We start from the raw sequence: 13,132 nt of genomic DNA, 5'->3' as shown, positions 1-13,132 counted from the left end.
TAAATTATAACAGATTAACATATTAATTACATTTTATGTATCTTGATTAACCTAATTTTGCGCTTGTGAAACAGTCATACCGTGCAGATCGGCTCATTTAAAACAAGCGCATGCTTTCCGTAAAAAAACAACTGCTGCTCAGCGGCATCCTGGTTACCACCATGGCCGCTTCATCGCAGCAAACCCAAACCCTGAAAAAGTATCGTCAGAAATTTGAACCCGTTGCTGTTAACCTGATGAAAGAAACCGGTGTTCCGGCCAGCATAATACTTGGCGTAGCCATGCTGGAATCCGGCCTGGGCACCAGCAAAAATGCCCGGTTGCTGAGGAATCATTTCGGGATCGTGGGAAAGAACAACCTGGCCAAACGCGGGGAAACTTACCGCTCCGTGTACCGTGAATTTGAATCGGATACCGCTTCCTACCGGTATTTCGCAAGACTGGTGACCCGGAAAAGATGGTTCACCGCCATGAAAGGGAATGATGATTATGGGGAATGGCTGAAAAAACTGATCCAGTCCAACTACTCCACAGCGGGGCAGGTTTGGATAGACAGGGTAACGGCCGTGATCAAACATAACAAATTATATGAACTGGATGGTGATTTAAAGCTCGCAAAACAATAGCTTTGCAGCCGTGAAAAAATACGGAGACGGATATACGTCGCGCAGTTCCAATTCATCCGAATATGCCCACCGGAAATAAACATCCCTATCCACTCGTCATTGTGATGGGTACTTTGCTCTGCCTGGCAGGGCTTTCCTTCGTCCCGAACGACTTTTCCATAGGTAGCCATACATTACGCCCGCTGGATATACTGGCGGAGCTCCGCTCATCTCCACCGGAAGATACCGTGGCTGTGATTCCGGAGCCTGCGGCCACACCGGAAACGGATACCGTCATGGCGGCCGTTATCAAAAGAGATTACCTCACCTACTCCGGCATTCTGGATTACGGGCATTCCGACAGTGTTCAGGGGCCGGGCATGCAGTATTTCGTGGAGGCGCTCAAAGCGCTGCGGGCCGGACAGCGCAAGAAAGTGCGGATCGCCTATTTCGGGGATTCCATGATCGAGGGGGACCTGATCACGCAGGACCTGCGGGACAGTCTCCAGGCTTACTTCGGCGGCTACGGCGTAGGCTATGTGCCGGCCACCTCCGTAGTATCAGGCTTCCGCACCTCCATCGGGCATACCTATTCCGGGAACTGGACGGATTATCATTTCATGAATACGCCGCCACAGGGCACGGAACTGGGCATATCCGGCCACGTTTTCCTGCCTTCGGCCGATAGCTGGGTGCGTTATACGCCAGTAAAACATAAGAAGCGATTGAACCGGTTCGAAGAAGTGAGCCTGCTCTATGGCTCCGGCAACCGGGATGTATTTGTGAACAATAAACCGCTCCGCCTCGATGGTAACAGGAAGGTCAATGCCTGCTCTTTTACAACAGACAGCACCGCCCGCGCACTGACCCTCCGTTTTTCGGATGACAAACCGGTGCCTTTTTACGGCGTCTGTTTCGAAAGCAGGAAGGGCATTTTCCTGGACAACTATTCTTTCCGGGGCATCAGCGGCATCGAACTGGGCAGGCTCAGCACCTCCATGTGGCGGCAGATGCAATCCGTCCGCCCATACGACCTGATCGTACTGCATTACGGTGCAAACGTTTTGTACAAACCGGAAAACACAAAATATGACTGGTACGGGAGAACGATGGTGAAAGTGGTGGATTCCCTCCGCCGCATTTTTCCGCGGACTTCCCTGCTGATCGTTGGCACGGCGGATAAATCGTACCGTAAACAGGGGAAATATGTAACGGCGCCGGGCGTGAAAGCATTGCTGAAAGTGCAGCATACCGTAGCGGAATCCCATGGCCTTGCTTACTGGAACCTGTATTCCGCCATGGGCGGCGACGGCGCCATGGCTAAATGGGTGGAAGGGGATACAACACTGGCAAACAGGGATTATACACACTTCAACTTCCGGGGAGCCTCCAAAGTAGGCGCCCTGTTGTACAAAGCCATCATGGATGAATATCAGGAGGAGACATTTTAGCAGGGTCATTATCATCCTGATGTTTACAGCATATAGTAATGTTGCCGCGCAGGCGCAGTTGTATAACGACAGTACTTTGTACCCGTTCTTTGAGCAACTGCGGCAGGCGGATAGTCAGGTAGTGAATATTTTGCACCTCGGGGACTCCCACATACAGGCAGGCTTTTTGCCCGAGGCTGCCGCCAGGGGGTTCAGGGAAAAGTTCGGTGACGCCGGTGCGGGATGGGTATTCCCTTACAACCTGGGCGGCACTAATGGTCCTGACAGCTACCGCTGGAGCAGCCCCATCCGCTGGTCGGCAGACCGTGTGGTGGACAGGAACCAGGCATACTGGCCCGGCCCCGGGGGGATCGTGATCTCCACGATGCAGCCGCGCCCCGTGTTGTCGTTCTCCGCAAAGCAGGGGAGCGTCAGCCGCATAAAGGTCTTTTACGATGCTGGCCCTGGCAAAGCGCCGGTGTTCATGTCCCATGCCGACATCATACAGGAAGATGCCGGTTTCCCGGAAAACGGGCAGCAAGCCACGATCGTGCCTGACAGCAACCTGAACGCTTTTCAGTTGCGCTGGCCGGAACACACCGGTGGCAGTTTCCGTTTTTATGGCGCGCTGCTGCAGAATGGGGCCTGCGGAGTGCTGTATCACGCCATCGGTATCAACGGCGCTCAGTGGATGCATTACAACCAGCATGCGGCTACTTTGCCGGCGCAGCTGCACATCCTGCAGCCGCAGCTGCTGATCTTCTCCCTTGGCACCAACGAGGCTTTCGGCGGGGGCACCGCAGCACAGCTCCGGCAGGAAATGGAGAGAACGATGCAGACGGTCCGGGAATATGCGCCGGAAGCGGCAGTGCTTTTTACCACGCCGCCGTATGGCATGATGAAAAAGCGCCAGATCCCCTACCGCAAGAAGGTCGGCACCAAAACACGCACCTATTACCGCGTGTCGTACGCCGCCAACCCCCAGGTAGCCGTATTGCGCAAGGAAATACTGGAATACTGCCGGAACAACGGCTACGCCTGCTGGGATTTTTATGAAGCCATGCGCAATGATAAAAGATTCGCCCGCGCATGGAGCAACGACAGGGTACATTTTAACGCATATGGATATACGCTGCAGGGAAAACTGTTGTACGATGCCGTGGCAGCAGCTTATGATGAATGGATAAAAAACAATGAACTGACCGATGTCTTTACCGGAAAACCTGTGGAACGTTCTGAGGTACAATGAAGCGGACCCGATCCTCTTCAACAGTGCGTTCTTCCTTTATTTCTTCGCCGCCTTCCTGCTCTGCTACCAGCTGGTACGCAGGTACGAACGGGGGAGGGTATGGGTGTTCACCCTGTTCTCATTATACTTTTTCTATAAAGCCTGTAATGAATATGTGGGCCTGGTGGTGCTTTCCGCTATTGTGGACTTTTATCTCAGCAACCGCATCCACCGGGAACAGCGCGAAAAGGTCAGGAAAGGATTGCTCTGGTTCAGCATACTGATCAATATCGGCATGCTGATGTATTTCAAATACACGAACTTCTTTATCGGCATTATCAACGACCTTGGTGCGGGGCGCATCACACCGCTGCACATCCTGCTGCCCATCGGCATTTCCTTTTATACTTTCGAGAATCTCAGCTATACGATTGATGTGTACCGGCGTGATATCAAGCCGGTGGACAGGTTCATGGACTACCTGTTCTTCCTCTCCTTCTTCCCGAAACTCATGATGGGCCCCATCGTGCGGGCGGCGGACTTCATCCCGCAGATCCGGCAGCCTTATGTGCTGGATCGGGAAGACGTGGGCAAGGGGATGTTCCTCATTCTCGGGGGGCTTTTCAAGAAGGTGGTCATCTCCGATTTTGTGTACCAGAACTTCGTGCAGTATATTTTTGACGATCCCTCCCGGCATACCGGCATTGAATGCCTGCTCGGCGTGTATGCTTACGCGCTGGTGATCTACTGTGATTTTTCCGGGTATTCTGATATGGCCATCGGCATTGCCCGCTGGATGGGTTTTAAAATACCGGCGAATTTCGATAAACCTTACAAAAGCAGCTCCATCACGGAATTCTGGCGGCGGTGGCATGTCTCTTTATCCACCTGGCTGCGGGATTACGTGTACATTCCGCTCGGTGGTAACCGCAAAGGCAAGCTGCGGCAGTATATCAATCTGATGCTCACGATGCTCATCGGCGGGTTCTGGCACGGCGCCAGCTGGAATTTTATTGTATGGGGCGGTATCCACGGCGGAGCGCTGGCGGTGGACAAGGTTTGGCGGCAAAGGACCGGTGCAGCCCGGATGCCCGCGCGCCTCTGGAAACTGGGTGGCATCCTTTTTACCTTTCACCTGGTTTGTTTCTGCTGGATATTTTTCCATGCCGCTTCCTTCCGGGATGCCTGGGCGCTGTTGCACCAGGTGGTATATGACTTCCAGGGAGGCCTGCTCTTCCAGGTGCTGTACGCTTACCCCCAGGTATTCATTTTGATGGGGACCGGTTACCTCCTGCACTTTTTGCCCGCCGTTGCGGAGCAGAAGCTGGAAACCGGCCTGGCCCGTCTGCCGGTAGCGGGAAGCGTGGCCGTGATGGCACTGTTCATCTGGTTCCTGTCCCAGGTGAAGACCACTGAGCCGATGATCCCCATTTATTTTCAATTTTAGGCCGTATATTATTTTTTCTTTATGCGTATGCATTTTCCTGATAAGAAGTAACTACCTTTGCGTCCTTAACTTTTGTTATTAAAGCAAAAATCTATGCGTACTGTTACACTGAGGAGGGTTGTGGTCACCGGAATGGGAGCTATCACGCCGATCGGTAATGATGTAAACACGTTCTGGGAAAACCTGAAAGCCGGCAAAAGTGGCGCAGGACCTATTACCAAATTCGATACTACGGAATTCAAGACAAAATTCGCCCACGAGCTGAAAGGCCTGGATATCGATGCTTTTATCGAAAAGAAGGAAGCCCGTAAAATGGACACCTTTACACAGTACGCCATGGTGGTTGCACATGAGGCCATCCACAACTGCGGGGTAGACCTGGAGAAGACCGATCGCAGCAAGTTCGGCGTGATATGGGCTTCCGGCAACGGTGGTATGCAAACTTTCGAGGAGCAGATACTGGACTTCGCCGCCGCTAATTTCGTTCCCAAATTCAGTCCTTTTTTCATACCCCGGCTGATATCCGATATCGCGGCGGGCCAGATCGCCATTAAATATGGCCTGATGGGCATCAACTACTGCACCGTTTCCGCCTGCGCTTCTTCCAACAGCGCATTGGTGGATGCCTTCAACTATATTCGTCTCGGCAAGGCCAATATGATCATTGCCGGAGGCTCTGAAGGGCCTATCACCCGCGCCAGCATTGCGGGCTTCAATGCGCTGAAAGCATTGTCCACCCGTAACGGGGACGCGCTGCATGCCTCCCGTCCGTTTGATAAAGACCGTGATGGTTTTGTAATGGGCGAGGGAGCGGGCGCTATCGTACTGGAAGACTACGATCATGCGATTGCGCGCGGCGCTACCATCTACGGAGAAATGGTCGGCGGCGCCATGAGCTGCGATGCCTACCACCTCACCGCTACCCATCCGGAAGGGCTGGGAGCACAGCTGGGCATGAAAGAAGCACTGGAAGATGCCGGTCTGAGCATCACGGACGTGGATTATATCAATGCGCACGCCACTTCCACCCCGCTGGGCGACGTGAGTGAGCTGAAAGCGATCCAGGCTGTTTTCGGGGACCATGCCGGCAAGCTGAATATCAGCGCCACCAAGTCCATGACCGGGCACCTGCTCGGCGCGGCCGGCGCTATCGAAGCCATTGCCTGCATCAAAGCGATACAGGACGATGTGGTTCCACCCACCATTAATACAACGGATCTGGGAGAAGACATTCCCGCAGGCCTGAACCTGACCCTGGGCAAAGCACAATCCCGCACGATTAACGTGGCGTTGAGCAATACTTTTGGCTTTGGCGGGCATAACGCCATTGCTGCCTTCGCGAAATTCAAAGGATAAAGTTTCCTGTAAATATTGGCCGGGATGGGGGAAACTTCATCCCGGTTTTTTATACCCCGAATTCGAACTTCCCCAACCCCCATTCCCCGTAAAAACCGTACTTTAGTACCCTGAATTTCGTGTACGGAGAACTATATGGCAAAGCAAAAGCAACAAACTACAGGAAAACCCGCTCCGGTGGCTTTGAACGATGAGATGATCGAAGTGTACGGCGCCCGGGAACATAATCTCAAGAACCTGGACATCCAGATACCCAAGAACAGCCTGGTGGTGATAACAGGAATCAGCGGCAGCGGCAAATCGTCACTGGCGTTCGATACCATTTATGCCGAAGGGCAACGGCGGTATATGGAGAGCTTCTCCGCCTACGCCCGCCAGTTCATCGGCGATATGGAGCGGCCGGATGTGGATAAGGTCATGGGTCTTTCCCCCGTCATTTCCATCGAACAGAAAACAACGAACAAGAACCCCCGCTCCACGGTGGGTACCATCACGGAAATATACGACTTCCTCCGCCTGCTGTTCGCCCGCGTTGGCTTAGCCTATTCCTTCAATACCGGCAAACGGATGACGCGTTTCTCGGAAGAAGAGATACTGGCGCATATTTATACCCGCTTCCCGAAAAAGAAGATGGTCATCCTCGCTCCCCTCGTCCGCGGCCGCAAAGGCCATTACCGCGAACTGTTCGAGCAGGTGCGCAAACAGGGATATCTCAAAGTGCGGGTAGACGGGGAAGTGATGGACCTGAAAGAACGCATGCAGGTGGACCGCTACAAGATCCACGACATCGAGCTGGTGATCGACCGCATTCAGGTGCAGGAAGACGCCCGCACCAGGATCAGCCAGAGCGTGCAGAAAGCCCTGCTGATGGGCAAAGGGCTGATGTTCGTCATGGACCATGATACGAATAAGGTATCGCAATACAGCCGCCAGCTGATGTGCGAGGATACCGGCATTTCCTACGAAGAGCCGTCTCCCAATACCTTCTCCTTCAACTCGCCCTACGGCGCATGCCCAAGATGCAAAGGTCTCGGTACCATTTACCAGATCAATATGGATGAAGTGATCCCGGATCACAGCAAATCCATCAACGATGGCGGGCTGGTGCCGCTGGGCGAAGCGCGGGACACGTTTTCCTTCAAACAGATACAGCAACTCGCTAAAAAATATAAATTCTCTTTATCCGCTCCCCTCGAAAAGATCCCGGAGAAAGCCATGAATGTGCTGCTCTACGGTGATGAGAACGGCAAGCTGGAAGTGGATATGGGCTTCGAAGAGAACGGAACGCAGATGTACGAGACCGAATACGAGGGTGTGGTGAACATGGTCCGCCGTTATTTCAATGATACGTCTTCCGATGCTGTGCGCAACTGGGCGGAAAGTTTCATGCAGCTCTCTACCTGCCCGGAATGTAACGGCAGCCGTTTGAAAAAGGAAAGCCTGATGTTCAAGGTAGATGAAAAGAACATCTCCGAGCTGGGTGAAATGGACCTGGGCAGGCTGGCGGAATGGTTTGGCGGCATAGAAAAGCGGCTGGACAATAAACAGAATGTGATCGCGAAAGATGTGCTGAAGGAGATCCGCGAACGGCTGGGCTTCCTGCTGGATGTCGGTTTGACCTACCTTACCCTTAACCGCGCTACCCGTTCGCTCAGCGGCGGCGAATCACAACGCATCCGCCTGGCTACACAGATCGGTTCGCAGCTGATGGGGATCACTTACATCCTGGATGAGCCGAGCATCGGTCTTCATCAGCGGGACAATATGCGGCTGATCGATGCCTTGCGGAATCTGAAAACAATGGGTAACACGGTGATCGTGGTGGAGCACGATAAAGATATCATGCTGCATGCGGATCACCTGATCGATATTGGTCCGGGTGCGGGCATTCACGGCGGACAGGTAGTGGCACAAGGCACGCCAAAAGAAATGCTCCGGCTGGATACCGCCACTGCAGGCTACCTGAACGGTATCCGCGAGATCGCCATCCCGGAAAAAAGAAGAAAAGGCAACGGGAAGTTCCTGGAGCTGAAAGGTGCTACAGGCAACAATCTCAAAAATGTCAGTCTCAAACTGCCATTAGGTGCTTTCATTTGCGTAACCGGCGTGTCCGGCAGCGGAAAATCCACCCTGATCAATGAAACGTTGTATCCCATCCTCTCCAGGCATGCTTATGATTCCAAGCTGGTGCCGATGCCCTACAAAAGCGTAAAGGGCCTGGAAGAGATCGATAAGGTCATCGAGATAGACCAGTCACCGATAGGCCGTACGCCACGCAGCAACCCGGCCACTTACTGCGGGTTCTTCACGGAGATCCGCCAGCTGTTTGCCGCTGTGCCGGAAGCGAAGATCAGGGGATACAATGCCGGCAGGTTCTCCTTTAACGTAAAAGGCGGCCGCTGTGACGTTTGCGAAGGCGCGGGCGTACGCGTGATAGAAATGAATTTCCTGCCGGATGTGTACGTGCATTGTGAAAAATGCAACGGACGCCGGTATAACCGTGAAACACTGGAGATCCGCTATAAAGGCAAATCCATTTCAGATGTACTGGATATGACCGTGGAAGAGGCAGTGGAATTCTTTCAGGCTGTGCCATATCTTTACCGCAAGATCAAGACCCTGCAGGATGTTGGCCTGGGATACATTACCCTCGGCCAGTCCGCCGTAACGCTCTCGGGCGGCGAGGCGCAGCGGGTGAAAATCGCTACGGAACTGTCTAAAAAAGATACGGGAAAAACCATCTACATCCTGGATGAGCCCACCACCGGCCTGCATTTCCAGGACATCCAGCTGTTGCTCAATGTGTTGAACAAACTGGTGGAAAGAGGGAATACCGTACTCGTCATAGAACATAACCTCGATGTAGTGAAAGTTGCGGATTGGGTAGTAGATTTGGGCCCTGAAGGCGGTGAAGGCGGAGGGCAGATACTCTGCACCGGTACTCCTGAAGATGTAGCCAAATGCAAAGACAGCCATACCGCCATATTTCTGAAAAAAGAACTGAAGCAATGAGATATATCCTGCTGATGATCGGGGTGATGATCACCGGCCTTACCGCCTGTGATGACGATACAAAAGTCTGTGATGTGGACGTTCGCACGGAGTTGCGCGCCAACTTCCGCTATGTGCTGAATAATGTGGAGAAGGATACGACCATGCCAGGCGTCACGCTGTATGCTTTTGGCAAGGAAGATGACAGCATCTATGCCCGGGACCCGACGAAGGGTCTGCAGTTTTCGCTGGACAGATCGGCGGACAGCAGCCGGTTCTATTTCCAGACGGATTCCGGACGGGTAGCGGATACCCTCATTTTCCGCTACAGCCGCCAGCCGAGTTTCGTGTCCGCCGGATGCGGTTTCGCCACCTATTTTACACTGGATACGGTGTTGCACACCAGCAATGTGGTCCAGTCCATCCAGATCAGAAACAACAACGTAACAACCGGCAATGAAACGCATATTACCTTACATTTTTAGCGCCTTGCTGTTGTTGCAGGCCCTTGCCGCCGCAGCGCAATCCCCCAAAAAGGATTCGCTGCCGGAAATAAAGATATCCGTGCCCGCCGGGGTAAGGGTGGGGCTGGACCTCACCCGGTTTGCCGTCAGGGCCTTTCAGCCTTACCGTACGGATGTGACCGTTAATCTCGATGCAAGGTATAATGACCGCTTGTTCATAGCCTCGGACCTCAGTTACAACAATACTTCGCATTCGGACAGCAATTACACCTACAAAGGCAGCGGCATGTCCATCACCATAGGCGCCAACTACAACCTGCTGCAGAAACAGATACCGAAAGAGAACTTTATGATCTACGGCGGCATGCGTTATGGCCTGGCCCTCTTCAGCTATGAAATACCCGAGTACACCATTTACAACGATTATTGGGGCGATACGAAAGGGAGTTATCCGAAAACCAGCAAGATGGCGCATTGGGTGGAATTGACGGTAGGCATCAAAGTAGAAGTGCTCAAGAATTTTTACCTCGGCTGGAGCCTGCATGAACGTATCCTGATCAATAGCAAATTGTCAAAGCAGGATTTTCCGCCGCTGGTGATCCCCGGCTTCGGGAAAGGATATAAAGGCAGCGCTTTCGATATGCAATACAGTGTGTCTTACCTGTTCCCGATGTGGAAAGTGAAGCAGGCGGTCAAGCTATAGCATTTGGCATTCCTCCGGAGAAAGACATAAAAAAAGCGCCCGGAGGCGCTTTTTCACTTATCTGAACGATCGTTGCCGGTTGTTGAACGGCGGTCTCCGCTGTTGCGGCGGTTTCCGCTCAATGCCCCAAAGCAGGGCATCCCTGTCCCGGATCGCATTACGCATATTGGTGCCGAACTTTCCCCAGGCAAAACCGGAGCGCACGGATTTTTCGCGCAGATCGGCGATCATGTAATTCCAGGGGAGTTGCTGTGCAAATGCTTCCAGCTGCGGGTCATTGGAATGACGGGCATCATCACGGGTGATAAAGCCATTGTTCCGCTCCCAGATATCTTCCATGGTGGAGTTATGGATCACGTCCAGGGAGGAAGTGCCGGTCCTTTTACCGAAAGCATGGATATCCTGGAGGAACTCGGTAACATTTTCCGAATGTTTGATGATCACCTGGGGATCATTGAGTACATAGAGCACAGGGCCCCATTTGCCGCTTCTGTCCACATCCACTACAAAATAATTGCCATAACCATCGCCCGCAAGGCGCACTGGAAAAGGGATAAGATTGAGCATATCAAATTCCCTGACGCCATCAAAAGTAATGGCATCAAGGCCGAAAAATAAAAATCCGCTGGTGAATTGCAACAGTTCCCGGATGTCCGCAGGTACCTGCCTGCCAGGGAGCTGGCGTGCTACTGTGTCTATCTCTTCATCTGATAGTCCGGGCATTAACTCAATACCGTATTCTTCGTTTTTGTAGGTGTGATACCTTTCATGCAGCATCGTTTTCAGCTGTTCGAGTGGTGTCATGTTGCTGTTTTAAATGAATATTACGCTTTTACCATTTCGATATGGGGTATGTTATCTTCAAGGTACATTTCGCTTTTTTTTACAAAACCCAGTGATTCATAGAATTGCTGCAGGTAGAGTTGTGCGCTGATCCTGATCGGAACGGGTCCCCAATGTGCGGCTACTGCTGCAATGGAGCGTTCCATCAGCTGCCGTCCCAGCCCGGTTCCCCGTGCGGAGGGCGAGGTAACCACCCTGCCGATCGAAGCCAGGTCCGACCGGACACCCGGAGCAAACAGGCGGGTATAGGCCGCCAGCCCTTCCGGTGAATGCCCCAGCACATGCAGCGCCAGCTGATCGGCATTGTCCAGGTCCAGGTACGGGCAATGCTGCTCCACCACAAACACTTCGTTTCTTAGCCGCAGCAGCTGATAAAGCTCTTCAAGGCTCAGTTCGCCGAATGTCTTCACTTGCCATTGGATCATACCGTTGCATAGGTACGATATTTTTGGAAACCTTTTTACCACTTTTTGCCGTACCGGCACCAGTCTGCAAAATAAATAGCGCCTGGAATATGATTTCTGCGGCAGTATGCCGAAATTAGGCCCCCGGAAACCATCAGATCAAACTTTTTAAACGATGCAGCCTTTTCTGACCCTTGAGCATATTACGGTACGGTATCTGGACAAGACCCTGTTTACGGACCTCAGCTGGGAGATCCGCTCCGGGGAGCACTGGGCCATTGTAGGCCCCGGTGGTTCCGGCAAAACCAGCCTTCTCCATACCATACTTGGTAAGAACAACGTCATCAATGGCAGGATGGCCCATCATTATTACGACCGTTACCGGGAAACGTTTCCCGTGACCGATCCGTATTTCAATTATCGCCGCCTTCTGGCCATGGTGGGGCATCATCATGATTTCAGGAACCTGTCCCATACCACAGATTTCTACTACCAGCAACGTTTCAACAGTATGGATTCCTCCGACGCTCCGTTGGTGGAGGCTTACCTGGACGGGCAGTGGGAAGACCCGCTGCTGGCTCCGCTGAACCTCCGGCCACTGCTGAAAAAGGAACTCATCAAGCTTTCCAATGGCGAAACCCGCCGCGTGATGATCGCCAGGGCCCTCCTGCAAAAGCCCTCCCTGCTCCTGCTGGATAACCCTTTCATAGGGCTGGACGTACAGTCAAGGCAGGGCTTCCACGGGATTGTGGACCATGTGGCGGCCACCGGCACCACCGTGGTGCTGGTCACCACGCCCAAAGAGCTCCCGGAAAGCATCACCCACGTGCTGCAGCTGGAAAACGGCCGTGTAACCGGAACATTCACCCGGCAGGCCTTCCTGGCGCAATACCGGGAAGAGGAAGCCGTGCATGCCGGGCCGGAGCCGGATGCCGCCCTCATCAAAAAACTGACAGCGGATGCCATACCCGCCAGTTTTGAGGTGATCGCGCAAATGGATGATATTCATGTGAAATATGGGGACAATGCCATTCTGGATGGCATCAGCTGGACCATACGGCCCGGCGAAAAGTGGGCGCTGCTGGGGCCTAACGGCTCCGGAAAGTCCACGCTATTGAGCCTGATCAACGCAGATAACCCGCAGTCATACGCCAACAGGATCATTTTGTTCGACCGCAGGCGGGGTAGCGGGGAGAGCATCTGGGATATCAAGCGGAAAATAGGCTTCGTATCCCCGGAACTGCACCAGTATTTCTCCTCCCAGGCCACCTGCCTGCAGGTGACCGGTTCCGGCTTCTATGATACCATCGGCTACATCCGTCCCTGCACACCGGCGCAGCTCGAAAAAGCAGCAGGCTGGATGCAGGTACTGGAAATTGCGCAGTATGCGAACGTTCCGTTCAGGCAGGTTCCGGCCAGCGTACAACGCCTGGTACTGCTGGCACGCGCACTGGTGAAAAGCCCGCCGCTCCTCATCTTCGATGAGCCCTGTCAGGGCCTGGACGCCCATCAAAAGAATAATTTCAAACAACTCATTGAAACATTGTGCCGGCACATCTCCGTGACGCTCATCTACGTCACTCACTACACGGAGGAATTGCCCGCATGCGTGAACAATTTTTTGCGCATCAGCAATGGTAAAATAATATAACTTTAGCCAG

The 13,132-nt window shown here is 53.1% G+C and carries 11 protein-coding genes; 9 read left to right on the top strand and 2 right to left on the bottom strand.

Annotation, left to right across the window (positions count from 1 at the left end):
- Positions 1-110 precede the first annotated feature (110 nt).
- The 8 genes from FW415_RS00810 (at position 111) to FW415_RS00775 (ending at position 10,224) form a co-directional block, all read left to right on the top strand.
- Positions 111-626 carry a glucosaminidase domain-containing protein gene (locus FW415_RS00810; protein WP_148382417.1) on the top strand — a complete coding sequence of 172 codons (516 nt, stop codon included), beginning with the start codon at positions 111-113 and terminating at the stop codon, positions 624-626.
- Positions 627-688: 62 nt separating this feature from the next.
- Positions 689-2,056, top strand: a complete 1,368-nt coding sequence (locus tag FW415_RS00805) for a hypothetical protein (RefSeq protein ID WP_148382416.1) — start codon at positions 689-691, stop codon at positions 2,054-2,056.
- Between the two features lie 19 nt (positions 2,057-2,075).
- The gene (locus FW415_RS00800; RefSeq protein WP_168208609.1) at positions 2,076-3,284 is read left to right on the top strand and encodes a GDSL-type esterase/lipase family protein; all 1,209 of its coding nucleotides are present in this window, start codon (positions 2,076-2,078) and stop codon (positions 3,282-3,284) included.
- Positions 3,241-4,710, top strand: coding sequence for an MBOAT family protein (locus FW415_RS00795; protein WP_148382414.1), 1,470 nt, complete (start codon positions 3,241-3,243; stop codon positions 4,708-4,710). Before FW415_RS00800 ends, FW415_RS00795 begins: the two co-directional genes overlap by 44 nt.
- Positions 4,711-4,803: 93 nt before the next feature.
- Positions 4,804-6,066, top strand: a complete 1,263-nt coding sequence (gene fabF, locus FW415_RS00790; protein ID WP_148382413.1) for a beta-ketoacyl-ACP synthase II — start codon at positions 4,804-4,806, stop codon at positions 6,064-6,066.
- 135 nt (positions 6,067-6,201) lie between these two features.
- Entirely contained in the window at positions 6,202-9,078 is a 2,877-nt protein-coding gene (uvrA, locus tag FW415_RS00785) for an excinuclease ABC subunit UvrA (protein ID WP_148382412.1), read from the top strand.
- Positions 9,075-9,542, top strand: coding sequence for a DUF6452 family protein (locus tag FW415_RS00780; protein WP_148382411.1), 468 nt, complete (start codon positions 9,075-9,077; stop codon positions 9,540-9,542). The genes uvrA and FW415_RS00780 overlap by 4 nt, the downstream gene beginning before the upstream one ends.
- The gene (locus tag FW415_RS00775; protein ID WP_148382410.1) at positions 9,514-10,224 is read left to right on the top strand and encodes a DUF6048 family protein; all 711 of its coding nucleotides are present in this window, start codon (positions 9,514-9,516) and stop codon (positions 10,222-10,224) included. The genes FW415_RS00780 and FW415_RS00775 overlap by 29 nt, the downstream gene beginning before the upstream one ends.
- A gap of 57 nt (positions 10,225-10,281) precedes the next feature.
- On the opposite strand, the gene FW415_RS00770 is transcribed toward FW415_RS00775, so the two are convergent.
- Positions 10,282-11,028, bottom strand: coding sequence for an SMI1/KNR4 family protein (locus FW415_RS00770; RefSeq protein WP_148382409.1), 747 nt, complete (start codon positions 11,026-11,028; stop codon positions 10,282-10,284).
- A gap of 20 nt (positions 11,029-11,048) precedes the next feature.
- Positions 11,049-11,492, bottom strand: a complete 444-nt coding sequence (locus FW415_RS00765; RefSeq protein ID WP_148382408.1) for a GNAT family N-acetyltransferase — start codon at positions 11,490-11,492, stop codon at positions 11,049-11,051.
- A 154-nt stretch (positions 11,493-11,646) separates the two neighbouring features.
- On the opposite strand from FW415_RS00765, the gene FW415_RS00760 reads away from it, so the two are divergent.
- Positions 11,647-13,122: an ATP-binding cassette domain-containing protein gene (locus FW415_RS00760; protein WP_148382407.1), complete on the top strand. Its 1,476-nt coding sequence runs from the start codon at positions 11,647-11,649 to the stop codon at positions 13,120-13,122.
- The last annotated feature ends 10 nt before the right edge of the window (positions 13,123-13,132 follow it).

It is taken from the genome of Chitinophaga sp. XS-30 (assembly GCF_008086345.1).
GTDB lineage: Bacteria > Bacteroidota > Bacteroidia > Chitinophagales > Chitinophagaceae > Chitinophaga.
This window is presented reverse-complemented; position numbering and strand designations above follow the sequence as displayed.